The organism is Enterobacter sp. HK169 (genome assembly GCF_001719105.1).
Taxonomy (GTDB): Bacteria; Pseudomonadota; Gammaproteobacteria; order Enterobacterales; family Enterobacteriaceae; genus Enterobacter; species Enterobacter asburiae_B.
This window is the reverse complement of sequence record NZ_CP017087.1, coordinates 70,995-95,721: the sequence shown is the minus strand read 5'-3', so window position 1 is coordinate 95,721 and position 24,727 is coordinate 70,995. Positions and strand designations below refer to the sequence as shown.

At 53.1% G+C, this 24,727-nt stretch carries 29 protein-coding genes; 17 read left to right on the top strand and 12 right to left on the bottom strand.

Annotated features, from left to right (window positions below; all coding sequences use genetic code 11):
* Positions 1 to 126: 126 nt before the first annotated feature.
* The 3 genes from EnteroDNA1_RS00530 to rimJ are packed head-to-tail and all read right to left on the bottom strand — an operon-like array spanning position 127 to position 2,303.
* Positions 127 to 1,050: a Gfo/Idh/MocA family protein gene (locus tag EnteroDNA1_RS00530; protein ID WP_069302637.1), complete on the bottom strand. Its 924-nt coding sequence runs from the start codon at positions 1,048 to 1,050 to the stop codon at positions 127 to 129.
* Between the two features lie 2 nt (positions 1,051 to 1,052).
* Positions 1,053 to 1,709: a YceH family protein gene (locus EnteroDNA1_RS00525; protein ID WP_069302636.1), complete on the bottom strand. Its 657-nt coding sequence runs from the start codon at positions 1,707 to 1,709 to the stop codon at positions 1,053 to 1,055.
* A 9-nt stretch (positions 1,710 to 1,718) separates the two neighbouring features.
* On the bottom strand, positions 1,719 to 2,303 hold the full coding sequence (rimJ, locus tag EnteroDNA1_RS00520; RefSeq protein WP_008500822.1) for a ribosomal protein S5-alanine N-acetyltransferase: 585 nt from the start codon (positions 2,301 to 2,303) through the stop codon (positions 1,719 to 1,721).
* 236 nt (positions 2,304 to 2,539) lie between these two features.
* On the opposite strand from rimJ, the gene mdtH reads away from it, so the two are divergent.
* From mdtH to EnteroDNA1_RS00470, 9 genes are all read left to right on the top strand, one after another.
* Entirely contained in the window at positions 2,540 to 3,748 is a 1,209-nt protein-coding gene (mdtH, locus tag EnteroDNA1_RS00515; protein WP_039261870.1) for a multidrug efflux MFS transporter MdtH, read from the top strand.
* A 123-nt stretch (positions 3,749 to 3,871) separates the two neighbouring features.
* Complete coding sequence (locus EnteroDNA1_RS00510; RefSeq protein WP_023311126.1) at positions 3,872 to 4,432, top strand: lipoprotein; 561 nt, start codon at positions 3,872 to 3,874, stop codon at positions 4,430 to 4,432.
* Between the two features lie 126 nt (positions 4,433 to 4,558).
* Entirely contained in the window at positions 4,559 to 5,605 is a 1,047-nt protein-coding gene (gene pyrC, locus EnteroDNA1_RS00505) for a dihydroorotase (RefSeq protein WP_033145198.1), read from the top strand.
* A 74-nt stretch (positions 5,606 to 5,679) separates the two neighbouring features.
* Positions 5,680 to 5,925 (top strand): DNA damage-inducible protein I, encoded by a 246-nt coding sequence (gene dinI / locus EnteroDNA1_RS00500; protein WP_008500826.1) that lies wholly within the window; start codon positions 5,680 to 5,682, stop codon positions 5,923 to 5,925.
* Between the two features lie 273 nt (positions 5,926 to 6,198).
* Positions 6,199 to 6,453 (top strand): biofilm formation regulator BssS, encoded by a 255-nt coding sequence (gene bssS, locus EnteroDNA1_RS00495; protein ID WP_008500827.1) that lies wholly within the window; start codon positions 6,199 to 6,201, stop codon positions 6,451 to 6,453.
* A 116-nt stretch (positions 6,454 to 6,569) separates the two neighbouring features.
* Positions 6,570 to 7,688, top strand: a complete 1,119-nt coding sequence (gene solA / locus EnteroDNA1_RS00490; RefSeq protein WP_069302635.1) for an N-methyl-L-tryptophan oxidase — start codon at positions 6,570 to 6,572, stop codon at positions 7,686 to 7,688.
* Between the two features lie 59 nt (positions 7,689 to 7,747).
* Complete coding sequence (locus EnteroDNA1_RS00485; RefSeq protein ID WP_064672270.1) at positions 7,748 to 7,861, top strand: YceO family protein; 114 nt, start codon at positions 7,748 to 7,750, stop codon at positions 7,859 to 7,861.
* A gap of 207 nt (positions 7,862 to 8,068) precedes the next feature.
* Positions 8,069 to 8,635: a cytochrome b gene (locus EnteroDNA1_RS00475; RefSeq protein WP_069302634.1), complete on the top strand. Its 567-nt coding sequence runs from the start codon at positions 8,069 to 8,071 to the stop codon at positions 8,633 to 8,635.
* 1 nt (position 8,636) lies between these two features.
* The gene (locus EnteroDNA1_RS00470) at positions 8,637 to 9,215 is read left to right on the top strand and encodes a YceI family protein (protein ID WP_069302633.1); all 579 of its coding nucleotides are present in this window, start codon (positions 8,637 to 8,639) and stop codon (positions 9,213 to 9,215) included.
* 41 nt (positions 9,216 to 9,256) lie between these two features.
* On the opposite strand, the gene trhO is transcribed toward EnteroDNA1_RS00470, so the two are convergent.
* Positions 9,257 to 10,306, bottom strand: a complete 1,050-nt coding sequence (gene trhO, locus EnteroDNA1_RS00465; protein ID WP_033145192.1) for an oxygen-dependent tRNA uridine(34) hydroxylase TrhO — start codon at positions 10,304 to 10,306, stop codon at positions 9,257 to 9,259.
* 221 nt (positions 10,307 to 10,527) lie between these two features.
* On the opposite strand from trhO, the gene EnteroDNA1_RS00460 reads away from it, so the two are divergent.
* The 3 genes from EnteroDNA1_RS00460 to EnteroDNA1_RS00450 all read left to right on the top strand — a co-directional run bounded on the left by EnteroDNA1_RS00460 (position 10,528) and on the right by EnteroDNA1_RS00450 (position 13,284).
* Positions 10,528 to 11,454 carry a Kdo(2)-lipid IV(A) acyltransferase gene (locus EnteroDNA1_RS00460; RefSeq protein ID WP_069302632.1) on the top strand — a complete coding sequence of 309 codons (927 nt, stop codon included), beginning with the start codon at positions 10,528 to 10,530 and terminating at the stop codon, positions 11,452 to 11,454.
* A 140-nt stretch (positions 11,455 to 11,594) separates the two neighbouring features.
* Complete coding sequence (mdtG, locus tag EnteroDNA1_RS00455; protein ID WP_069302631.1) at positions 11,595 to 12,812, top strand: multidrug efflux MFS transporter MdtG; 1,218 nt, start codon at positions 11,595 to 11,597, stop codon at positions 12,810 to 12,812.
* Positions 12,813 to 12,909: 97 nt separating this feature from the next.
* Positions 12,910 to 13,284: a MysB family protein gene (locus EnteroDNA1_RS00450; protein ID WP_064672269.1), complete on the top strand. Its 375-nt coding sequence runs from the start codon at positions 12,910 to 12,912 to the stop codon at positions 13,282 to 13,284.
* 6 nt (positions 13,285 to 13,290) lie between these two features.
* On the opposite strand, the gene EnteroDNA1_RS00445 is transcribed toward EnteroDNA1_RS00450, so the two are convergent.
* The 3 genes from EnteroDNA1_RS00445 to mdoG form a co-directional block, all read right to left on the bottom strand.
* Complete coding sequence (locus tag EnteroDNA1_RS00445) at positions 13,291 to 13,518, bottom strand: YceK/YidQ family lipoprotein (protein ID WP_033145189.1); 228 nt, start codon at positions 13,516 to 13,518, stop codon at positions 13,291 to 13,293.
* An 84-nt stretch (positions 13,519 to 13,602) separates the two neighbouring features.
* Positions 13,603 to 16,131 (bottom strand): glucans biosynthesis glucosyltransferase MdoH, encoded by a 2,529-nt coding sequence (gene mdoH, locus EnteroDNA1_RS00440; RefSeq protein ID WP_069302630.1) that lies wholly within the window; start codon positions 16,129 to 16,131, stop codon positions 13,603 to 13,605.
* Positions 16,124 to 17,677 carry a glucans biosynthesis protein MdoG gene (mdoG, locus tag EnteroDNA1_RS00435; RefSeq protein ID WP_021240787.1) on the bottom strand — a complete coding sequence of 518 codons (1,554 nt, stop codon included), beginning with the start codon at positions 17,675 to 17,677 and terminating at the stop codon, positions 16,124 to 16,126. Before mdoG ends, mdoH begins: the two co-directional genes overlap by 8 nt.
* Positions 17,678 to 17,931: 254 nt before the next feature.
* On the opposite strand from mdoG, the gene mdoC reads away from it, so the two are divergent.
* Positions 17,932 to 19,071: a glucans biosynthesis protein MdoC gene (mdoC, locus tag EnteroDNA1_RS00430; protein ID WP_039261736.1), complete on the top strand. Its 1,140-nt coding sequence runs from the start codon at positions 17,932 to 17,934 to the stop codon at positions 19,069 to 19,071.
* Between the two features lie 33 nt (positions 19,072 to 19,104).
* On the opposite strand, the gene ymdB is transcribed toward mdoC, so the two are convergent.
* From ymdB to csgB, 5 genes are all read right to left on the bottom strand, one after another.
* Positions 19,105 to 19,647, bottom strand: a complete 543-nt coding sequence (gene ymdB / locus EnteroDNA1_RS00425) for an O-acetyl-ADP-ribose deacetylase (RefSeq protein ID WP_023311113.1) — start codon at positions 19,645 to 19,647, stop codon at positions 19,105 to 19,107.
* Positions 19,648 to 19,753: 106 nt separating this feature from the next.
* Positions 19,754 to 20,074 (bottom strand): type 1 fimbrial protein, encoded by a 321-nt coding sequence (locus EnteroDNA1_RS00420; protein WP_033145186.1) that lies wholly within the window; start codon positions 20,072 to 20,074, stop codon positions 19,754 to 19,756.
* A gap of 164 nt (positions 20,075 to 20,238) precedes the next feature.
* Positions 20,239 to 20,571: a curli assembly chaperone CsgC gene (csgC, locus tag EnteroDNA1_RS00415; RefSeq protein ID WP_047061557.1), complete on the bottom strand. Its 333-nt coding sequence runs from the start codon at positions 20,569 to 20,571 to the stop codon at positions 20,239 to 20,241.
* 61 nt (positions 20,572 to 20,632) lie between these two features.
* A complete protein-coding gene (csgA, locus tag EnteroDNA1_RS00410; protein WP_033145184.1) occupies positions 20,633 to 21,085 on the bottom strand; it encodes a curli major subunit CsgA in 453 nt (150 codons plus the stop codon).
* A 41-nt stretch (positions 21,086 to 21,126) separates the two neighbouring features.
* On the bottom strand, positions 21,127 to 21,582 hold the full coding sequence (gene csgB, locus EnteroDNA1_RS00405) for a curli minor subunit CsgB (RefSeq protein ID WP_033145183.1): 456 nt from the start codon (positions 21,580 to 21,582) through the stop codon (positions 21,127 to 21,129).
* A 764-nt stretch (positions 21,583 to 22,346) separates the two neighbouring features.
* Here csgB and csgD point away from each other — a divergent pair.
* From csgD to csgG, 4 genes are read left to right on the top strand one after another with little or no spacing between them, the layout of a single operon-like run.
* Positions 22,347 to 22,997, top strand: coding sequence for a biofilm master transcriptional regulator CsgD (csgD, locus tag EnteroDNA1_RS00400; protein WP_021240790.1), 651 nt, complete (start codon positions 22,347 to 22,349; stop codon positions 22,995 to 22,997).
* A gap of 4 nt (positions 22,998 to 23,001) precedes the next feature.
* Positions 23,002 to 23,391, top strand: coding sequence for a curli production assembly/transport protein CsgE (gene csgE, locus EnteroDNA1_RS00395; RefSeq protein WP_033145182.1), 390 nt, complete (start codon positions 23,002 to 23,004; stop codon positions 23,389 to 23,391).
* Between the two features lie 23 nt (positions 23,392 to 23,414).
* Positions 23,415 to 23,828 carry a curli production assembly/transport protein CsgF gene (gene csgF / locus EnteroDNA1_RS00390; protein ID WP_008500846.1) on the top strand — a complete coding sequence of 138 codons (414 nt, stop codon included), beginning with the start codon at positions 23,415 to 23,417 and terminating at the stop codon, positions 23,826 to 23,828.
* Positions 23,829 to 23,854: 26 nt separating this feature from the next.
* A complete protein-coding gene (gene csgG, locus EnteroDNA1_RS00385; RefSeq protein WP_025755858.1) occupies positions 23,855 to 24,688 on the top strand; it encodes a curli production assembly/transport protein CsgG in 834 nt (277 codons plus the stop codon).
* Positions 24,689 to 24,727 lie beyond the last annotated feature (39 nt).

The following is a 24,727-nucleotide window of genomic DNA, read 5'->3' as shown; positions in this document are numbered from 1 at the left end:
CGTGAATTTCCAGAACCATACGGATTTGTAGACCGGGTCAGCGTAAGCGCCACCCGGCAAAGCCAACAAGCGGCGCTTAGTCTAACCGGATTTCAACGAATTACTATCCGCAGATGTTACAGCGAGTTATTCGCTCATGGCATCGCGCCAGAGCCTTTCCACAATGCGCTGCGCCAGAATGGCCTGCTCGCCGGACGTTTCAGGAACCGTCTGATTTTGCACGCAGGTGATAAAGTGACGGGCGCATCCTGCGAAACCGCGCTGCTCGAGGGTGCTCTGCCAGCCTGGCGCCGGGGGCGTCACCACGCCGTTGCCCTTCTCTTCCCGCCACTCGCGCATGTCCGTAATGTCGTACAGCGCGCCCTCGGTCACTGCCTGCACGGATTCACGCTGACTTCCCGCCCGACGGTGCATGCTGGTGGTAATCTGAAGATGCTCAACGGCGAAGTGGTGTTCCGCGTAGACCATCTGCCCCTGGTCATTCGTTAACAGGGTACCGCTCTTCAGCTGCGCATGGCCGTTGCTCAGCCACAGCGCCGTATCCACAACGTGCAGATAATCATCCAGAAGGGTGAAGCGCAGATCGTTTGGCCCAATGCTGTCGGTGCGGTGTTTATCCATCCGCAGCGAGGCGAGCGTGTCCGACTGCGCCTTCAGCTGCTGGTAAAGCGGCGCAAAGCGGCGGTTGAAGCCCACCATCAGCGTCAGTTTTTTGCGCGCGGCCAGCTCAATCAGCCGTTCGGCATCCTGAACATTTTCCGCCAGCGGCTTATCCACGCAGACGTGAACCCCCGCATTGAGCAGCTCGCTTACCACCTGATAGTGGGTTGCCGTTGAGGTATGCACAAAAACAGCATCACACTCGCGGGCCAGATCCTGCAGAGAGGCAGCATACGGAATGCGCCAGGTTTCGCAGATACGTTCTGCCTTTTCTCGGGTGGGTGACCATGCCCCTTGCAGGGTCCAGTCCGTTGCTGCACCTAAAACAGGCAGCCAGGCTTTTTGCGCGATGCCGCCGAGCCCCACCACGCCTACGCGTAATTTTTTCACCGTCAGTCTCCCAGATGTGCCAGCAACGCATCCAGGCGCTGTTTCAGCCCGGCGACCTCGTCTTCCAGCGCTTCTACGCGCGCGGCAAGAGTGTCATTGCTTGCTGAGGATCCCGCGTCGCTCTCCACGGTAGCGGTAGCGACATCGACGTCGCCGCTGAACAGATGCATATAGCGGCTTTCACGTTTGCCCGGCTCGCGCGCCAGACGCACCACGTACGGGCCGTCTTCACGTGAGGCCAGCCCTTCCAGGGTCTGCTCAACTTCCTGCATATCGCTGAACTCATGCATACGGGAAGCGCGCGTGCGCAGCTCTCCCGGCGTCTGCGCCCCGCGCAGCAGCAGCGTGGTGATGACCGCCACTTCCGCATTGCTCAGCTTCAGGTCGCCGAATTCGGAGTTACAGAAGCGCTGTTCGTATTTGGTCACGCGGTTGCCGAAGCCGCTGACGGTGCGCAGGTAGTGGCGTTTTACCAGCGCATCCAGCACGTCCTGAACCTCATGCTCGCTGAGGTTCATCACCGGCTCGCGGTTGGTCTTCTGGTTGCAGGCCATGGTCACGGCGTTGACGGAGAGCGGATACTGCTCCGGCGTGGTAACCTGCTTTTCGAGTAAGCACCCAATCACGCGCGCTTCTGTACCGTTTAGCTGATACTTCATCTTTTCTCCTTAACGACCTGCGGTCCAGTCCCGGGTGGTTAACGCCGTCAGAACGTGGTCGCGCCACTCTCCGTCTATCAGCAGATAGTCTTTGGCGTAACCCTCTTTCTCGAACCCTAAGCGGGCCAGCAAATTGCCGCTGCGCTGATTGTGCGGCATATAGTTCGCCATAATGCGATGGATATGCTGCGTGCGTTGCATATAGCGGATCGCCACCGTTAACGCCTCGTACATCAGCCCCTGCCCCTGCCATTTCTGGCCGATGGAGTAGCCAAGGTAGCAGGCGTGAAACGACCCGCGCACCACGTTTGAAAAGTTGGCGATCCCGATAATTTCTTTCTCTTCAGGATCCAGCAGCGCGAAATAAAACGCGCTGCCCTGCTTGTGAAATTCCGTAATCATGCTGAGGCGCGCCTGCCAGCCGGAAGGGTAACAATGGCTCTCATCCCGAACGGGTTCCCAGGGTTTTAAAAACTGGCGATTCTCGGCGTAATAATCCGCCAGACGCCAGGCATCACGCTCATGCACCAGACGAACGACCAGCCGGTCCGTTGTCAGACGCACTTTTGGCACATTGCTGCGATAGCCAAACATCGATACCACTCCTTCCCGTCACTTCTGCTGACCCATTAGCTTTACTATACCTGCGCCTGTGCCGTCTGTGAAAACAGTGACATACCATTTTCACCTCTTTTCACATTTTTCGATGAGAACTCTCTATCAAAGCACCCTTTTGATAAAAAAATATTGTCACCCCCGGGGGTGGGAAAAAACGCGGCGACACCGCAGAATGTTAGCGTGCTCACCTTCTTATTTTCCCTGGAGGGAAAATGTCCCGCGTATCACAGGCCAGGAGCCTGGGTAAATATTTCCTGCTCGTCGATAACATGCTGGTCGTGCTCGGCTTTTTTGTCGTTTTTCCGCTGATATCGATCCGCTTTGTCGATCAGATGGGCTGGGCGGCATTAATGGTTGGCATTGCCCTGGGGCTACGCCAGTTTGTCCAGCAGGGCCTGGGCGTCTTTGGCGGGGCCATCGCTGACCGCTTCGGCGCTAAGCCGATGATCGTTACCGGTATGCTGCTGCGCGCGGCAGGTTTTGCCACGATGGCGGTCGCCCAGGAGCCATGGCTGCTCTGGTTCTCCTGTTTCCTCTCCGGTATCGGCGGCACGCTGTTCGATCCGCCGCGCACCGCGCTGGTGGTGAAGCTTATTCGCCCCCAGCACCGCGGCCGTTTCTTCTCGATTCTGATGATGCAGGACAGTGCCGGGGCGGTTATCGGCGCCCTGCTGGGAAGCTGGCTGCTGCAGTATGACTTCCGTCTGGTCTGCGCGGCCGGTGCGGTGCTCTTTATTCTGTGCGCGCTGTTCAATGGCCTGTTCCTGCCCGCCTGGAAACTGTCGACGGTCAAAGCGCCGGTCCGGGAAGGGCTTGGCCGCGTCCTGCGCGACAGGCGTTTTGTCACCTATGTGTTGACCCTGACGGGATACTACATGCTGGCTGTGCAGGTCATGCTGATGCTGCCGATCATGGTTAACGACATCGCGGGGACCCCTGCAGCCGTTAAATGGATGTACGCCATCGAAGCCTGCCTGTCGTTAACGCTGCTTTATCCGATTGCCCGCTGGAGCGAACGGCGTTTTCGTCTGGAGCATCGCCTGATGGCCGGTCTGTTCCTGATGACGCTGAGCATGATGCCGATCGGCCTGGTGAACTCTCTCCAGCAGCTGTTTACGCTGATTTGCACGTTCTATATTGGCTCGATCATCGCCGAACCTGCCCGTGAAACGCTGAGCGCCTCGCTTGCGGATGCGCGTGCGCGTGGCAGCTATATGGGGTTCAGCCGGCTGGGGCTGGCGCTTGGCGGCGCATTAGGTTACGCCGGTGGCGGCTGGTTGTTTGATGCCGGAAAAGCGTTAAGCCAGCCCGAACTCCCGTGGATGATGCTCGGCGCGGTGGGTTTTATGACGCTTCTTGCTCTGTGGTGGCAGTTCAGCCCGAAACGCAGCGCGAGCGGTATGCTCGAGCCTGGCGCGTAGCCTTTCCCTCGGGCGGGAGCCCTTCCCGCCCCACTTCTCAGTTTTTTCTGCTGGTTTCTGCCAATTCACACTGACATACTGGCGTAACAGGACAGAAGCGCCGATTTTTCGTTGAGGAACACTATGAAGAAAATTGTCTTTGCCGCGGCATTAGTTGTCAGCGGTCTGCTGGTTGGCTGTAACCAGCTCACGCAATATACCGTCAGTGAACAGGAAATTAATCAGGCGCTGGAAAAACATAACAATTTCTCTAAAGACATTGGCGTGCCGGGACTGGCGGACGCGCATATCGTCCTGACGAACCTGACCAGCCAGATCGGACGTGAAGAGCCAAACAAAGTCACCCTGGCCGGTGATGCGGATCTCGATATGTCATCCCTCTTTGGCAATCAGAAGGCCAACATCAAGCTCAAGCTGAAGGCCCTGCCCGTTTTCAACAAAGAGAAAGGGGCGATTTTCCTGCAGGAGATGGAAGTCGTCGATGCGCAGGTGTCGCCGGACAAGATGGCACCGGTTCTGCAAACCTTGATGCCCTATCTGAACCAGTCGCTGCGAAATTACTTTAACCAGCAGCCCGCGTACGTCTTAAGCGAAGACAAAAGCAAGGGTGAAGCTCTGGCGAAAAAATATGCAAAAGGCATTGAGGTGAAACCGGGTGAAATTATCATTCCTTTCACCGATTAACCTGAAGGGCGCTGCGGCGCCCTTTTTTTTACGGAAAAGTGTGCAAACGAAAACGTTTCCGCTTATGATTTGTGTCCGGCAAAAACAGCCATCCTTATGACTGATTCCTGACAAGCCGGAGCTTCCATGACTGCACAACCCCAGGTTCTTAAAATCCGCCGCCCTGACGACTGGCATATCCATCTGCGTGATGGCGATATGCTGAAAACCGTCGTGCCTTATACCAGCGAAATTTATGGCCGCGCGATTGTCATGCCTAACCTGGTTCCACCAGTCACCACCGTCGATGCCGCGATGGCCTATCGCCAGCGCATCCTGGATGCCGTTCCTGCGGGACACGATTTTACCCCGTTGATGACCTGCTATCTGACCGACTCGCTGGATCCGAACGAAGTGGAGCGCGGGTTTAACGAAGGCGTATTTACGGCGGCGAAACTCTACCCGGCAAATGCCACCACCAACTCCAGCCACGGCGTCACCAGCATTGATGCCATCATGCCGGTTCTGGAACGCATGCAGAAACTGGGCATGCCGCTGCTGGTCCATGGTGAAGTCACGCATGCCGAGATTGACATCTTCGACCGTGAAGCCCGCTTTATCGAGACCGTGATGGAGCCTCTGCGCCAGCGCCTGCCCGCGCTTAAAGTGGTCTTTGAACATATCACCACCAAAGACGCGGCAGAGTATGTGCGCGACGGCAACGATCTTATCGCCGCGACCATTACGCCACAGCACCTGATGTTTAACCGTAACCACATGCTGGTGGGCGGGGTGCGTCCTCACCTGTACTGTCTGCCTATTCTCAAGCGCAACATCCACCAGCAGGCGCTGCGCGAGCTGGTCGCCAGCGGGTTCTCCCGCGCGTTCCTCGGCACCGATTCCGCACCTCACGCCCGCCACCGCAAAGAGGCGAGCTGCGGCTGTGCGGGCTGCTTCAACGCCCCAACGGCACTGGCCAGCTACGCGACCGTCTTTGAAGAGATGAACGCGCTCGAACATTTTGAAGCGTTCTGCTCCCTTAACGGCCCGCGCTTCTACGGCCTGCCGGTCAACGACACCTTTATCGAACTGGAGCGTAAAGCGAGCCACGTTGAGGAGTCCATTGCGCTGACGGATGACACGCTGATCCCATTCCTGGCGGGCGAAACCGTTAACTGGACGGTAAAACGTTAAAAAATCAATGCCCCTTGTTGTCAAACCGATAATATACCTGTATAAATAAACAGTATATTACACAGGGGGCATTTATGCGTATTGAAGTCACCATAGCCAAAACAACCGTTCTGCCTGCCGGCGCGCTTGATGCACTGGCAGGCGAATTATCCCGCCGTATTAACAACACCTTTCCCGACAACGCGGGTGCCGTAACGGTGCGTTACGCCGCGGCGAACAACCTCTCCGTCATTGGTGCTGCGAAAGAAGATAAAGATCGCATCAGCGAAATCCTGCAGGAAACGTGGGAAAGCGCAGACGACTGGTTTATCACAGATTAACACTGCTCCCTCATTGTGTTTTTTTGCCGGGTCGCCCCGGCTTTTTTTGTCTAAAAATCCTGCAAGTTCAAATTAATTCGGCATCTTCTTTAAAAATCGTGAACGAGATGGTGTTTTATTGTTCGAACAATCCTAAAAAGCAGAAAAATGTGTTGCCACCTGTTTATTTTTCCCGTTGGAACCCTTATTACTTGGTATACTGAAGATGCTTTCAGAAAAACATGCATTGAACCTCAGAGCCGTTGTCTTCTAACACGCATTAAGGGGGTTATAATGGAAAAGAATAGTGAAGTGATCCAGACCCATCCACTGGTTGGCTGGGATATCAGTACCGTAGATAGCTACGATGCGCTGATGCTGCGTTTGCACTACCAGACCCCGAATCAACTCAACCGTGAAGAAGCGGAAGTTGGACAGACGCTGTGGCTAACAACAGACGTCGCCCGTCAGTTTATTTCTATTTTAGAGGCAGGTATTGCAAAAATAGAATCTGGCGACTATCAGGAAAATGAGTATAAACGGCACTAAGCTTATGCCCACTTTTCTCTCTACAGGCACCCTCGCGGTGCCTTATTTATTTCTCCCTTGTCTAACCCCGCGTTGTTAATTACTCTGCTAACAAAACATCAGTTTACGAGATGCATATGAGATACGACTTAATCATTATTGGTAGCGGCTCCGTGGGTTCCGCTGCCGGTTATTACGCAACACAGGCAGGTCTGAAGGTCCTGATGATCGATGCCCACCTTCCTCCTCATTCGGAGGGCAGCCATCATGGCGATACCCGTCTCATGCGCCATGCGTATGGAGAAGGCGAGCGCTATGTGCCGCTGGTGCTTCGCGCCCAGACGCTGTGGGATGAACTGGCGACACAGACCGAAGAGCGTATTTTCGAGCGTACCGGCGTCATCAACCTTGGCCCTGCTCATTCTGATTTTCTCGCCGGCGTCGAACGCAGTGCAAAAGCCTTTAATCTTGATGTCGAGAAGCTGGACGCGACGGGCATTACCGCGCGCTGGCCTGAAATTACCGTCCCGGACGATTACATCGGCCTCTTTGAAGCCCACTCCGGCGTGCTGCATTGTGAAGCGGCGATCAAAACCTGGATCGATCTTGCCGCGAAAGCCGGCTGTGCGCAGCTGTTTAACTGTCCGGTGGAGGCCATCACCCATGACGAGAATGGCGTCACGGTAACGACTCTTGACGGCGACTATTCAGCGTCCCGCCTGCTCGTCAGCGCAGGAACCTGGGTCACTCGCCTGCTGCCGGAACTGCCAATTCAGCCGGTGCGGAAGGTCTTCTCCTGGTTCCAGTCGGATGGTCGCTACAGCGCGCAGAATAAATTCCCGGCCTTCACCGGCGAATTGCCGAATGGCGATCAGTTCTACGGTTTCCCTTCCGAGAAAGACGCGCTGAAAATCGGTAAACACAACGGTGGCCAGGCGATCGCCTCCCCTGAAGAGCGTAAGCCTTTTGGCGCCTATCCACAGGATGGTTCGGAAGCCTTCTCGTTCCTGCGAACTATCCTTCCGGGCGTCGGTGGCTTGCTGTATGGCGCGGCCTGTACCTACGACAACACGCCGGATGAAGACTTCATCATTGATACCCTGCCAGGGCATGACAACGTCCTGCTAATCACCGGGCTGAGCGGTCACGGCTTTAAGTTCGCTTCCGTGCTGGGCGAGATTGCCGCGCAGTTTGCCCAGGGCATCACGCCGCAGTTTGATCTGACGCCCTTCTCGCTCTCGCGTTTTAACGGATAATCCGCACGGGCTCTGGAGGTACCGGGGCCCGTTTTATTCACACTGCATTACGGGGCGTTATGCGCAGGATCGTTAGCTTTCTGATGAATAATATTCGCGAGCATTTCATGCTCTATATCTTATTGTGGTCGCTGCTGGCTATTATTGATTTTGTTTACATTGTATTTTATTGAAAACCCTGACTGACAATAATTGACATTAATTTAGCTTTATTGAAACTCTCAATTCCTCTTGCACGAAGGCATTGAATTACCTTTATCCTTTCCTTTCAAAATTGCTGAAATAAATAAAATAAAAATCAATAGACAATTATTTCAGTTGCAATGTCACATCTTCCCGTTCATTTTTACCCTTCGGTTAATACGAAAATGGACATTCTGATGCAACTGCGTAACACCTCCCGGCGCTACGGAATAATATCCATAGGTTTGCACTGGATATTTGCTATTGCCGTCTACTGTATGTTTGGACTTGGACTCTGGATGGTCACGCTCAGCTATTACGACGGCTGGTATCACCAGGCACCGGAGTTACATAAAAGCATTGGCGTTCTCCTGATGCTGGGTCTGGTTTTTCGCGTGATCTGGCGACATATTTCCCCGCCGCCCGCGGCGCCGAAGACCCACGGAAAAATGACCCGCCTGAGTGCCGTTGCCGCGCATATCGCGCTCTATGCGCTGCTCTTCGCCATTCTGATCAGCGGCTACCTTATCTCAACGGCGGACGGTAAGCCGATTAGCGTCTTTGGCCTTTTTGACGTCCCGGCAACGCTCAGCGATGCGGGCGCTCAGGCTGACACCGCCGGGGTCGTTCACCTCTGGCTTGCGTGGAGCGTCGTGATCCTGTCCGTGCTGCACGGGCTTGCCGCCCTCAAACACCATTTTATTGATAAAGACGATACGCTAAAGCGCATGCTTGGCCGCTCGTCAGTTGACTCTGGAGCATAAAATGAAAAAACACCTGCTGGGTATCGCCCTGGGTTCTCTGTTATTCACCACCGGTTCCGCCGTGGCGGCTGATTATAAAATTGATAAGGAGGGCCAGCACGCTTTCGTCAATTTCCGTATTCAGCACCTGGGATACAGCTGGCTGTACGGTACCTTTAAAGATTTTGACGGCACATTCACCTTTGACGAGAAGAATCCTGCCGCCGATAAGGTCAACGTAACCATTAATACCAACAGCGTGGATACCAATCATGCTGAACGTGATAAACATCTGCGCAGTGGGGAATTCCTCAATGTCGGGAAATACCCACAGGCGACCTTCACCTCCACGGAAGTGAAAAAAGAGGGTGATAAGCTGAATATTACCGGCAACCTGACGCTTAACGGCGTAACAAAACCGGTCACGCTGGATGCTAAATTACTGGGTCAGGGTGACGATCCGTGGGGCGGTAAACGCGCAGGTTTTGAAGCGGCGGGTAAAATTCACCTGAAAGATTTTAATATCACAACGGATTTAGGCCCGGCGTCTCAGGACGTTGAGCTGATTATTTCCGTTGAAGGCATACAGCAGAAATCATAATAGATTCGCCCGGCAGGCTTTCGCCGTGCCGGGCGTTATTATCATTCCGGGTCAGGGATACCCAGTTTGGTATTCAGACGGCCGCGTGATTTATTAAAAATCTTGTTGCCGTTTTCACGTCCTGCGCGACGGCGACGCTGCTCTTCTTCCGGCAGGATGCTCTCTTCGCTGCACAGTTCGCTACAGCAGCCGTTAAACTTCTCGGCACAGGCCGGGCACTGAATGAACAGCAGATGACACCCGTCGTTTTTGCAGTTGGTGTGGGTATCGCACGGTGCGCCGCACTGGTGGCACTGGGCGATAACGTCTTCAGAAATACGCTCACCCATACGCTCGTCAAAGACAAAGTTTTTCCCGATAAAGCGTACCGGTAAACCCTGCTCGCGGGCGCGGCGGGCGTACTCGATAATGCCGCCTTCAATATGCCAGACCTTATTAAAGCCGTTGTGCTTCATCCACGCGCTGGCTTTCTCACAGCGGATACCGCCGGTGCAGTACATAACGATCTTTTTATCTTTATGTTCCTGCATCATCTCAACCGCCTTGGGCAGTTGCTCGCGGAAGGTATCGGCCGGGATTTCCATCGCGTTCTCGAAATGCCCCACTTCGTATTCATAGTGGTTACGCATATCAATGAACACGGCATCCGGATCGTCCAGCATCGCATTCACTTCCGCTGCCTTGAGATATTCACCGACATCCGCCGCGTTAAACGCAGGATCGTCGATACCGTCCGCCACGATGCGTTCACGCACCTTCATGCGCAGCACCCAGAAGGATTTCCCGTCATCGTCCAGGGCAATGTTCAGGCGTAAGCCGTCGAGGGCCGGATCGAACTGATAAAGACACTCGCGGAAAGCGCTGACTTTGCTTTCCGGTACGCTAATTTGCGCGTTGATGCCTTCACGGGCAAGGTAGACGCGGCCGAAGACGTTCAGGGCCGTGAACGCCTGATAAAGCGCATCGCGGGTCGCCTGCGGATCGTCGATCGTGAAGTATTTATAGAAAGAGATGGTTGTGCGCGGTTCGGTTTCAGCCAACATACGCGCTTTCAACATCTCATTCGACACGCGGTTGTGTAACACTGGCATGGTGTACAGTCCTGGAATCGTTAGAGAGAATGAAAAATCGGTCGGCATCATATAGCAAACAAAACCAATTTACATCCCCACAATTTACGCTACATTTCACACACCCTGATTAATCAGGTTTAACAATTGCTGTATTCGTGCACGCTTCGAAAGCAGATATTTTGGCTATGTCTCAAAAAATGAGACACTAGCAAAACAGGACGTTTGAACACAGGAAAGACATGACCCAGTTACCAAAATTTACTGCCGCCCTTTTGCATCCCCGCTATTGGTTGACCTGGCTTGGCATCGGCTTTTTATGGCTTCTGGTACAGCTTCCCTACCCTATTATTTTTCGGTTGGGTAAATTTCTGGGCCGCTTCGCGCAACTGTTTATGAAGCGTCGCGCCAGAATCGCGTACCGCAATCTTGAGCTGTGTTTTCCGCAGATGAGCGAGCCAGAGCGTCACGATATGGTCGCGAAGAATTTCGAATCCGTCGGGATGGGGCTCATGGAAACCGGTATGGCGTGGTTCTGGCCGGACAAACGCATGGCCCGCTGGAGCGAGGTAACGGGAACCGGCATGGAGCCTGTGCATACGCTTCAGGCCAACCAGACGGGCGTTTTGCTGATCGGCGTTCATTTCCTGACGCTGGAAATCGGGGCGCGCATGTTCGGCATGCAGGCGCCTGGCATTGGCGTTTATCGTCCTAACGATAACCCGGTCATCGATTTAATCCAGACCAACGGCCGCATGCGCTCCAACAAAAGCATGATCGACCGTAAGGATCTGAAGGGGATGATCCGCGCGCTGAAATCCGGCGAAGTGGTCTGGTATGCCCCCGACCACGACTATGGCCCACAGGCCAGCGTATTTGTTCCCTTCTTCGCCGTTGAAGAGGCCGCCACAACGACCGGTACCTGGATGCTGGCGCGGATGTCTAAAGCCGCCATCGTGCCTTTCGTCCCTCGCCGTAAGCCGGATGGTTCAGGCTACGAGCTAATGATGCTGGAACCGGAGCTTGCGCCACCGCTTGACGATGCGGAAACCACCGCACGCTGGATGAACAGCGTTGTGGAGAAGTGCATCATGCTGGCGCCCGAGCAGTACATGTGGCTGCACCGCCGTTTTAAAACGCGTCCACAAGGCACGCCGTCCCGCTATTAATCCCCATGCGGTCTTCAGGGCCGCATGCCGTTTTAGCTTTAAAAGCTCCTCATCATTGCGGCATTCATAACCCAGGCGCATAATTAGCAGGCTTATTACTTTATGCTTCAGGTGCTCTGCACCTCATTATGCGGATAGTTATGTCACCCTCAGACGCCCCCATAAACTGGAAGCGCAACCTCACGGTTGCGTGGCTTGGCTGTTTTCTTACCGGCGCGGCCTTTAGCCTGGTTATGCCCTTCCTGCCGCTCTACGTCGAACAGCTTGGCGTAACGGGCCACAGCGCGCTCAATATGTGGTCCGGTCTGGTATTCAGCATCACGTTTCTCTTTTCCGCGATGGCCTCGCCCTTCTGGGGCGGCCTTGCCGACCGCAAGGGACGTAAAATCATGCTGCTGCGTTCGGCGCTGGGGATGGCCATTATCATGGCGCTGATGGGCGTGGCGCAGAACGTCTGGCAGTTTCTGATCCTGCGCGCGCTGCTGGGCCTGCTGGGGGGATTTATTCCCAACGCGAATGCGCTGATTGCCACGCAAATTCCCCGCCATAAAAGCGGCTGGGCGCTGGGCACGCTCTCAACCGGCGGCGTGAGCGGTGCTCTGCTGGGACCGCTGGCCGGGGGATTACTGGCGGATAACTACGGCCTGCGCCCGGTCTTCTTTATCACCGCCAGCGTGTTGTTCCTGTGCTTCATCGTCACCCTGCTCTGTATCCGGGAAAACTTCACGCCTGTCGCCAAAAAAGAGATGCTCCACGCCAGAGAGGTGCTGACCTCGCTCAAAAATCCCAGACTGGTGCTGAGCCTGTTCGTGACAACCCTGATTATTCAGGTAGCCACCGGGTCGATTGCCCCTATTCTGACGCTGTACGTTCGCGACCTGGCGGGTAACGTCAGCAATATTGCGTTCATCAGCGGGCTGATTGCCTCCGTACCCGGCGTGGCGGCGCTGCTGAGCGCCCCGAGGCTGGGGAAACTGGGAGACCGGGTGGGTCCGGAAAAAATTCTGATCTGCGCGCTGGTGATTTCCGTCCTGCTGCTTATCCCGATGTCGATGGTGCAAACGCCATGGCAGCTGGGCGTCCTGCGTTTTTTGCTGGGTGCCGCCGACGGCGCGCTGCTGCCCGCCGTACAGACCCTGCTGGTCTACAACTCCACGAACCAGATTGCCGGGCGTATTTTCAGCTATAACCAGTCATTCCGCGACATCGGTAACGTCACCGGACCGCTGCTCGGGGCCGGGATTTCCGCCAGCTTCGGTTTTCGCGCCGTCTTTATCGTGACGGCGGGCGTCGTGTTGTTCAATGCCATCTATTCATGGTTCAGTTTATCCCGCGCGCTGCGGCCCGTGACGGAATAAGACGAACGCCTGATAGCTTATTTTCGCATTCATACTTGCAGAATCTTATATTCAGCTATTCTTTCCCTGAAACCTTCTGGAAAACAGGGAGACACCAATGACCATGTACGCCACGCTGGAAGAAGCTATTGATGCCGCTCGTGAAGAGTTCCTCGCCGACAACCCCGGCGTTGAAGAAGAAGATGCTGACGTGCAACAGCTTAATATCCAAAAATACGTTCTGCAGGATGGAGATATTATGTGGCAGGCCGAATTCTTTGCCGATGAAGGTGAAGATGGGGAATGTTTGCCGATATTAAGCGGTGAAGGTGCGCAGGCCGTCTTTGATGGCGACTATGACGAAATAGAACTTCGGCAGGAATGGCTGGAAGAGAATACCCTGCACGAGTGGGATGAGGGTGAGTTTCAGCTCGAGCCGCCGCTGGATACGGAAGAAGGTCAAACCGCAGCCGACGAGTGGGACGAGCGTTAATTTAGGCTATTCGTAAGGGCCGTGGCTGGCATCTATCGGCAGCAACAGCGTGTCGAAAATCAGCGAGAACGGCAGATCGAGCACGGTCAGGTAGCGCCACGCGGAATCACGAAGATCCCATTTCACGCCCGGGTAATACTGATTTCCGTGGCCCTGCCCTGGAATGGTGCGACTGATGATACTGCCGCAGCCGCTCAGCAGGCATGCCACCATAACGACGATGATTATTCTCATCTTTAACCTCTAAAAAAATACCGGCGATTAAGCCGGTATTTTATCTGGCGGGTGGCGCTTCGCTTACTCGCCTTACTTAACTGCTTACTTCGCCTTCAGAGCGAGCGGATTCAGCTTCACGTCCTTATAGTAGTTTACCCACGAAGAGTATTTCTCCGGAGCAGACCACACGCGGTAGTGAAGACGCGCCATTGTCACCGGGTCGCTCAACAGCACCAGACGACGGTCGCGGTTGAGTTTTTCCGGGGTCTCGTTAAGCGCCTGCTCAACGTGACGATCGCGGGCAATCTCCAGCACCTGGCTGGCACGGTGACGCGCGGTTGCCATTGCCGTCGCCAGGGCGTTGAATGACGGGTTAAACACGGCGTGCATGAAGCCGTCATCCAGCGAGCGACTGCGGTTCTGTTCCAGGTAACGATCGGTATCCACCAGCACCTGCGGCGGGGAATACTCTTCCGGGATCAGGAACAGCTTCCAGCGTTTGGTTCGCAACCCCACCGTTGAACGGCTGGAAATCACGGACACAAACGGCGACAGGATCAGCGAGAAGACAATCGGCGCCAGCCAGAACAGGAAGCGCAGATCCAGCCACGCCATCCCGGCAGCCCACACCAGACCCAGCAGCAGCTGAGAACCGTGGCGCATAAAGGCTTCACCCCACGGCGTGGAGTCGTCGTCACGCTGCGGTGAGTTCCAGACCACTTCCCAGCCCAGGAACGCACTGACCACAAACACGGTGTGGAACAGCATACGTACCGGCGCCAGCAGGACCGAGAACAGCACTTCCAGCAGCAGTGAAAGGGTCACGCGGAAGAAACCGCCGTACTCTTTCGAGCCTTTGCACCAGATCAGGATGATGCTGAGCAGCTTAGGCAGGAACAGCAGCACCATGGTGGAGGCAAACAGCGCAATCGCCAGCTCCGGACGCCACTGCGGCCACACCGGGAACAGCTGCCGCGGTTGCAGGAAGTATTGCGGCTCCGTCAGGGCATGAACCACCTGTAAGGCAGTCGACAGCGCCAGGAACATAAACCACAGCGGTGCGGAGAGATAAGACATCACGCCCGTCAGGAACACCGCGCGGTGAACCGGGTGCATCCCTTTTACCAGGAACAGGCGGAAGTTCATCAGGTTACCGTGACACCAGCGGCGGTCACGCTTAAGCTCGTCCAGCAGGTTCGGCGGCAGCTCTTCGTAGGATCCCGGCAGGTCGTAGGCAATCCAGACGCCCCAGCCAGCACGACGCATCAACGCCGCTTCTACGAAGTCATGCGACAGAATAGAACCGGCAAACGAACCCTCACCCGGCAGCGGCGCCAGCGCACAGTGTTCAATGAACGGCTTCACGCGGATAATGGCGTTGTGGCCCCAGTAGTGCGACTCACCCAGCTGCCAGAAGTGCAGACCGGCCGTAAACAGCGGCCCGTAAACACGGGTGGCGAACTGCTGGCAGCGCGCATAAAGGGTGTCCATTCCGGACGCTTTTGGCGAGGACTGAATGATACCGGCGTTAGGGTTGGCTTCCATCAGACGCACCAGACCACTCAGGCAGTCTCCGCTCATGACGGAGTCAGCATCCAGCACCACCATGTAGCTGTACTGGTTACCCCAGCGACGGCAGAAGTCATCGATGTTGCCGCTTTTACGCTTAACGCGACGGCGGCGGCGGCGGTAGAAGATCTGGCCTTCGCCCTGCACTTCTGCAATCAGCTCCATCCACGCTTTTTGTTCCGCAACGCAGATATCAGGGTTGTAGCTGTCGCTCAGGATGTAAACGTCGAAATGCTCCGCGTTGCCGGTCGCCTTCACGGACTCCCAGGTCGCACGCAGGCCCGCAAATACGCGGTCAACGTCTTCGTTACAGATAGGCATAATCAGCGCGGTACGGTGGTCGGGATTAAGGGGTTCATCCCCGACCGTTGACGCTGAAATGCTGTATTTGTCACGCCCCATCAGCAATTGCAGGAAGCCCATCAGCGCGGTCCAGAAACCGGCCGAGACCCAGCAGAAGAGGACCGCGAACAGCAGGAGAATGCCGCTCTGCAGGATATACGGCAACAGCTGCATGAAGGAGACCCAGAGATCCTGGCCCATCATGTCCGTCGGGTTGATAAACGCCCAGCCCTGGTAAGGCAGGATAGTTTTCATGTACCAGGTCGCGACGACCGTCTGCGCCAGCGTCAGAAGCAGCAGGATATAGCGACGGATTGTCCCAACGGTACGCCATTTCTGTTCGGACGCCTGCTCTTCTTTCGTCAGGCGCGACAGATAGCGCGGCGTCACATCACGCCCGCGCAGGCGATCCCAGAAGCGACCCACCGGGTTGGTGCGCCATGGATCGGGGAACATAGAGGAACGCGTGGCCTTCGGCATCGCCTGAAGCTGAGCGCGTCCTTCGTCGTCTTTAATCAACTGCCCTTCCGCCAGCGAGTCCGGCCAGGCCTGCTCCAGACGCGCCTTGACTGACCCGAGCGGCGTATCATCATCACGGGAAAACGTATGATGTTCACCATCCAGCGCGGTGTGAACCGCGCGGATGTCGCTCTTTGGCAGTGCCGCTTTTTCGATATCCGTCAGCGGCATGGCATCAATATATTCAGATGTATTATTCATTGGCAGGTAGCTGATAGCTCCAGGTTTCACTCAGCGGCTGATCGTTACTGACCAGCGCAGCACGCATTTCAGTGGTCTGTTTCGGATCTTTCACTTTCACGCGCAGGGTCAGACGCCAGCCTTTGGTTACCGGGTTGTAACGCACGGTATTCTCAACGATTTCACCGTTATCACCGATGCTGGCCTGAGCGGCAACGGCGGTGTCCGGCGACAGTTTCTTCATATCCTGGCCTGTGAAGTCCACGACAAACGCCACGGTACCGTCAGGCTGACGGATAAGATTAGACTGCTTCACATCACCCGTTGAGCGGCGAGTCTGCATTACATACGCGTTATCCGGCGCATGCAGCTTATCTTCGTCGCGGCTGAAGGTAATGGTGTACTTGAAGTTCATCTCTTTACCGGCTTCCGGCAGTTGATCCGGCGTCCAGTAAGCGACGATGTTATCGTTGGTTTCGTCGTTGGTTGGAATCTCTACCAGCTCGACCTTGCCTTTACCCCAGTCACCGTTTGGCGTGACCCAGGCGCTTGGACGCTGGTCATAGCGATCGTCCAAATCTTCAAAGCGGGAGAACTGACGACCACGCTGCAGCAGGCCAAAACCTTGCGGGTTTTCCATTGCGAAGCTGCTAACCGCCAGATGTTTCGGGTTATTCAGCGGACGCCAGATCCACTCACCGTTGCCGGCATGAATAGAAAGACCGTTGGAGTCATGCAGTTCCGGACGGAAGTTGGTAGCCGGTGACGGCTGGTTCGGCCCAAACAGGAACATACTGGTCAGTGGCGCAACGCCCAGTTTGCCCACTTTATCACGCAGGTAAACCTTGGACTGCACGTCAACTACCGTGTCACGACCCGGCATAATCACAAAGCGATAGGCACCGGTTGCACGCGGGGAATCCAGCAGCGCATAAATGGTCAGACGCTTATCCGTTGGCTTTGGACGTTCAATCCAGAACTCACGGAAGCGCGGGAACTCTTCACCTGATGGCAGCGCGGTATCAATAGCCAGACCACGCGCAGAAAGCCCGTAAACCTGCCCCGCGCCGATAACGCGGAAATAGCTGGCTCCAAGCATGCTGACGATTTCGTCGTTTTTATCTTTGCTGTTGATCGGGTAAAGCACCTTAAAGCCTGCGAAGCCCAGGTCTTTCACCGTATCTTTGTCGTGTTGCACATTGCCAAAATTGAAGTAATCCGGGCTGTACTTGATCTTACGTACCGCGGTTGCCGTCACTTCATTGATGGCAACAGGCGTGTCGAAGTACATACCCTGATGATAAAATTCAAGCTTGAACGGGGTTTTAATATTGCTCCAGTACGCTTTGTCGTGATTGAACTGGATCTGCTGATAGTCCGCATACTTCATGTCGCGGAAAACGGAGGGCAAGTTACTTTTCGGCGCTTCGTAGCTCTTGCCTGCCATCGATTTTGCCTGTTTTGCGACATCGTCGATGTTAAAGGCCAGTGCCGATGAGGTATACAGTGATAACACCACTGCAGCACCCAACCAACGCATTTTCATCATCTGTGGTTTATGTTTCATAATAAGTAAGCACTTCCCCCTTTGTGTGCTTATATCGATCCGATCCATTTTAATGGAAACTCAGGCAATCCGACAACATTATCACTGCTTTGTTCAGCTGCTGGCTCATGGAATAAGCAAATGAAAGAACCCGCTATTCACTTTGCGTGCTTATCCTGGAGACAGGGTGTCGGTCTTGGTGTAGGGTTGGCTTCGAATGTAACCATTATGAGTCTTAGGGATAAGACGAAAAGTCTGAGAATGCACAACGTTATATGAGCACAACACCAACAGAACGTGAATATTTCCTCGACTCGATCAGGGCCTGGCTGATGCTATTGGGGATCCCCTTTCACATTTCGCTGATATACTCAAGCCACACCTGGCATGTGAATAGCCAGATGCCCTCCTGGTGGCTGACGCTGTTTAATGACTTTATTCACGCCTTCCGTATGCAGGTGTTCTTCGTCATATCCGGCTATTTCTCTTACATGCTGTTTCTGCGATACCCGCTCAAGCGCTGGTGGAAAGTGCGCGTAGAGCGCGTGGGGATCCCCATGCTGACCGCAATTCCACTGCTGACGCTGCCTCAGTTCATTATGTTGCAATATGTCAAAGGCAAAGCGGAGAACTGGCCGAACCTTACGCTGTATGAAAAGTACAATACGCTGGTCTGGGAGCTGGTGTCTCACCTGTGGTTCCTGCTGGTGCTGGTGGTGCTCACAACGGTGAGCCTGTTGATTTTCAGCCGCCTGCGCCACCGTCTGAGTACAAAAGCCGACACCTTCTTCGCCAACGTTACGATGGGCAAACTGTCTGTGCTCTTCTTGCTGTTGGGGATTGCCTATGCCGCCGTGCGACGGACGCTGCTTATCGTCTATCCGCCGATTTTGAGCGACGGGTTATTTAATTTTGTGGTGATGCAGTCCCTGTTCTACATCCCGTTCTTTTTAATCGGCGCGCTGGCCTTTATTCATCCGAAGCTTAAATCGCTGTTTGTCACCCCATCACCGTGGTGCGCGCTGGGGGCAAGCCTCGCGTTCGCGGCCTATCTGCTGAATCAACGCTACGGCAGCGGCGACGCCTGGATGTATGAAACGGAAAGCGTGATCACTATGCTGCTGGGGCTGTGGATGGTGAACGTGGTATTCGCGCTGGGCCATCGCTTGCTGAACTTTAAGTCCAGTCGCGTGACCTACTTCGTTAATGCATCACTGTTTATCTATCTGGTGCATCACCCGTTGACGCTTTTCTTCGGGGCTTACATCACACCGCACATCGCCTCCAACACGCTGGGCTTCTTTACCGGGCTGGTGTTTGTTGTAGGGGTGGCAATCGTACTCTACGAAATCCATCTGCGGATCCCGCTCCTGCGCTTCCTCTTTTCAGGAAAACCGCAGGCAAAAGCCTCATAAATCACGCGGCGCATCAGATGCGCCGCGTTTGCATCAGCTCTCCAGCTCTTGTCTGCGCTGAGTCAGAAGCCGCTGATAAAGATGCGTGGTGTCGTCGTCGAAACAGACAAAAATCACCTTCTCTGGCAGCGGTTTTAGCGACAAATAGCGGTAAACCGTTTCAACGGCGATCGTTGCGGCAGCGGCCTTAGGGTAACCATACACGCCGGTGCTGATCGCCGGAAACGCCATCGTTTTATAACCGTTGTCGGCGGCCAGTCGCAGACAGTTCCGGTAAGCCTCTTCCAGAATACTCGCTTCGTGCTGGTCCCCGCCATGCCAGACCGGCCCTACCGCGTGAATTACCGCTCTCGCAGGCAGATTGCCCGCCAGCGTAATCACCGCGTGACCGGGAGGACATTCGCCCTGCTGTTGCCGCACGGTTTTACAGGCTTCCAGCAGCTGCGGTCCGGCAGCCCGGTGGATAGCCCCGTCCACGCCGCCTCCCCCCATCAGGGAGGGATTGGCCGCATTGACGATAACGTCGACGTGCACTGTCGTAATATCGCCATGAATAATTTCAATTTGCGGTTTCATAAAGCCCCTCTGCAACCCGCCATTTTCTTAAGTGTATCGCAGAGGAGACCGGGAGAAAAAACTATCAGAAAAAATCCTCATCCACCGCAGGGCGGGAGAGCACGCATTAGCGATACTGGATTTCGACAACCGCGAGCGTTTTTTCAGGATTAAGGTATTTCATATTGAGCGTTGCCACGTTTGAGTCGCTCACTTTCCCGTTAAGCGCCTCTTCATAGCTGACCATACGCGTTTGCATACGGTTATTATCTGGACATGACATGGCAAACTGTTGCTTCTGGGGAGTGACTTCACAGGGGTCGGCGACAATGGCACCGCGAAAATGAATGACACCGCCGTCAACAACCGTGGCCGAATAAGCCGGGATACTCAAAGCAGAAACGACCAGACCCAGACCTGCCATGAGTCGAGCAAAATAGTTGTTCATTATAGGTACTCCTCAATGAAAATCGTCCATGAGGGGTAAACGCGCTTCATTTATTATTGCAAACGAAGTTTCACGTTACGGAACATAACGACCTGGTCCCTGATATCAGCATAGCTCAACGGCCCAGACCCGCCACATTCACAACCTATTGATTTAATGGGTTTTCATAGCGAACGTTCCGCTGGCGACCACTGTTGTGATAAATGTAGCGATTTACCGTCTGAAACGGTGACAACGATTTTTACCGTGTCTCCCTCATTAATATTTAAACTCAGGCGCATTAAATCAATCGTCTGATTAGCGGGTATAAAAAGTGTGTTTTGCTGCCGGGAAGAACTTTGTCCCCCCTGCCCTTCTCGCACAGAAACAATCTGAACCTGACAATCACACGACTGCGCCAGAGTGACCTGAGGAACAATGGTGGTCATATTTTCCTGCTGTGACGTTTTGAAGGTTATCTGGCTGGAAAGCGCGGCAAGTAAAATTAAGGTATTCATGATGAACTCCCGAAAAAAAACAGGGCTGATGCCCTGTTTTTTTGTAGCACAGATTTCAGTATCAGTACTGATGAGCTGACGCGTGGTTACCAAAACCGATCTGGGTAACGTTAACAGTCGAGTTGGACGCAGTCTGGTCTACGAGTGCACCGTTAAAGCCGCCGGACTGGCTAACGTTCATAACGGATTTTTTACTGTTCCACTGATCAAGTGTCGCACTGTTGCCAAAACCTTTCTGGGTCAGGTTGATTTTACTGTCATCAGAGCCCTGACCAACGTCAGCACCGTTAAAGCCGCCGGTCTGGCTAATATTCAGGACGGAATTTCTGGCGTCTGTCTGCAGGGCAACCGCGGAGTTACCGCCACCGTTCTGATAAATATTCAGAGTTGAATTTGGGCCACTGTTTCCACCATGACCATGTCCATGACCCCATCCGCCCTGATTAATAGAACCCGCCATAGCACTACCAGAAACTACGATTGCTGCAAGTGCTGCCACTTTGATAAATTTCATGGTAAACCCCCATCGGATTGATTAAAGTCGTCGCGAACGCGCTAATGTTGAATAACGTTAATCGCCATTTGCGACTGTTTCTGCACTACAACTGCGGTTTTCTGCGTACCGTACTGCGTAATATTTGCTCTATTACCCGACCCTTTCTGGATAATTTTCGCGCTATTACCGTATCCATCTTGCGTAATACCTGCATCATTCCCGTTACCGCTCTGATCGATCCAGGCTAAATTGTAACTCCCTGATTGATCAACTCTCGCTCTGTTACCCGCCCCATCCTGAGATACAATGGATAAGAGTCTTGAACCGTCCTGGCTAACCTCAGCGTTATTGAAAACGCCCCGTTGACCAATAATGGCTGCCTGATTGAGTGATGAAAGACTTAATTCGTTAACCGCAAAGTTATATTCAGCATTTGCCAAATCTGAATTCGCTGCGGTTACAAATCCAGGCGCACCCAGTAATGTAAACATCATAATTAACGATGTGTTTTTCATGTTGTCACCCTGGACCTGGCTATTTAATCACGCCATAACCCTATAACAATGCTACTTGTTAAAACGACTCGTATTGTGTTAACGCGTCGTTACGGTGAAGAGTATGTCCGCTGAAACATTTTAAATATCTCACCCGCGCGGCTTATTTTTATTTATCGGCTCACCACAAAGTCGTAATTTACATCAAAAATCACTTTAATCAGGTCAGCTTATATTTTTTATTAAGCAGGTCTTGCGATCGGGTTGTACAACGGGATGAAGGCTGTCCAGGCGTCATCCCGCGTTGTTTAAACGTAACGGCTGGAGATCATTTTTCTCAGTGCGTGACACGACGCCTGTTTTCTTAAGCCAGGCAGTAGCCCATTCATGGGCTTAGAAATAATCTGAAACTCATACTTAATTACTGTTGCGCAAAAATAACAAATAATCTAAAAAATCAATCACATAAATATATTTGTATGATTTTTAAAATCTGTGCACATCTATTTATATGTACAACTTTTTCATCAATTATTACCATTAACAACAAGCAGTTTTCACAAATTAATATTGATTTTTACATTCTGTTACACGTTTAACACTTGCTTTAAACTTCGTAAAAGCTAGATTGAAATTAGATGTACGAAATTGGTTTTATATTTACCTCCCTGTGGAGGTTATGGTCTGATTCTACACACAGCAGTGCAACATCTGTCAGTACTTCTGGTGTCCTCTAATAAACAGGAGGACAGCTGCCAGGTGCCAAAAAAAAGTGGGGTTTCATCATGTATAATGAAGTCCATAGTTTACATGGTCATACATTACTGTTGATCACAAAACCTTCTTTGCAAGCGACAGCGTTATTACAACATTTAAAGCAATCTTTATCACTGAACGGGAAATTGCATAATATTCAACGTTCTTTTGATGATATTGCACCTGGCAGCATCATTCTTTTCGATATGATGGAAGCTGATAAAAAGCTTATCCATTACTGGCAAGATATTTTAAGCAGGAAAAACAATAATATCCGCGTGCTATTGTTGAATACGCCTGATGAATATCCTTTCAGAGATATTGAAAGCTGGCCGCATATCAATGGCGTGTTCTACGTCACGGAAGAAGAAGACCGGGTGGTAGAGGGGCTGCAAGGTATATTGCGCGGAGAGTGTTATTTTTCGCAAAAGCTTGCCAGCTATCTCATCACGCACTCCGGAAATTATCGCTATAACAGTTCAGAGTCCGCGCTGCTCACGCACCGTGAGAAAGAGATCCTGAACAAGTTACGCATTGGTGCTTCAAATATTGAAATCGCCCGTTCGTTATTTATCAGCGAAAATACGGTAAAGACGCACCTTTATAATCTTTTCAAGAAGATAGCTGTTAAAAACCGAACTCAGGCTGTTTCGTGGGCAAACGATAACCTCAGGCGTTAATCACATGAAGCGCACGTTGAGTTGGATCGCCGCAGCGAGTTTCCTGCTCGCTGCCGGGAATCTGAAGGCCGTCGAGGTCGAAGTTCCCGGATTGTTAACAGACCACACTGTCTCATCGGTCGGGCACAGTTTTTACCGCGCCTTCAGTGACAAATGGGACAGTACCTACACCGGAAATATAACAATCAACGAGCGGCCCAGTGCACGATGGGGAAGTTGGATAACAATAACGGCTAATCAGTACGTTATTTATCAAACGTTTTTATTCCCGACCAAAATAGACTTCGATAAAAACGTAGCCTTAGCACTGGCACAATCAGAAGACGCTATTAATCGCCTGCAAATAGATAAAGCCCTATTAAGCACCAGCGATTTAGCAAAAGACGAGTTCTAGCGAACCGATATGCGGAGGCTGTCATGCGTATTGCATATGCAGTTGTTTCGATAATGCTGATAACACCCATAAGCTGGGCCGGAAACATGACGTTTCAGTTCCGTAACCCTAACTTTGGCGGTAACCCTAATAACGGCGCGTTCCTGCTGAACGAAGCCCAGGCGCAAAACTCCTATAAGGATCCCAGCTTAAAGGATTTTAGCGTTGATACCCCGTCCGCGCTGGACAACTTCACTCAAGCTATTCAGTCGCAGATTTTAGGGGGGTTACTGACCAACATTAATACCGGTAAACCCGGCCGCATGGTGACCAACGACTTTATCGTTGATATCGCCAATACTGACGGACAGCTTCAGTTGAACGTGACCGATCGTAAAACCGGAAGAATCTCCACCATTCAGGTTTCCGGTCTACAAAGTAATTCAACTGACTTTTAAACAATAGCTAAATAAGGACAACGATCATGCAGCGCTTCCTGATATTTGTTGCAGTGTGCTTATTGAGCGGTTGTTTAACTGCTCCACCTAAAGAAGCTGCAAAACCGACATTAATGCCTCGGGCCCAGAGTTATCGTGATTTAACGCATTTACCTTCACCTACGGGGAAAATATTTGTCTCCGTATACAACATTCAGGATGAAACCGGGCAATTCAAACCTTACCCGGCAAGTAACTTCTCCACGGCTGTGCCACAAAGCGCCACCGCCATGCTGGTTACCGCGCTCAAGGATTCGCACTGGTTTATTCCGCTGGAACGTCAGGGGCTCCAGAACCTGTTGAATGAACGCAAAATCATTCGTGCCGCTCAGGAAAATGGCACCGTCGCGGACAATAACCGCATGCCTCTGCAATCTCTGGCGGCAGCGAACGTGATGATCGAAGGATCGATTATTGGCTACGAAAGTAACGTTAAGTCGGGTGGTGCAGGAGCTCGTTACTTCGGTATCGGTGCGGATACCCAGTACCAGCTTGACCAAATCGCCGTCAACCTGCGTGTGGTTAACGTCAGTACAGGCGAAGTGCTCTCTTCGGTGAACACCAGCAAAACCATTCTGTCTTATGAAGTGCAGGCTGGGGTATTCCGCTTCATCGATTACCAGCGTTTGCTGGAAGGTGAAATTGGCTACACCTCTAACGAGCCGGTCATGATGTGCCTGATGTCAGCCATTGAAACCGGCGTGATCTTCTTAATCAACGACGGTATTGACCGCGGGCTGTGGGATCTGCAAAACAAAGCAGACGTGCAGAACCCGATACTGGTGAAATACCGCGATATGTCAGTCCCTCCGGAATCCTGACAGGAAGCGCATAAAAAAGGCGAGATGATTATCTCGCCT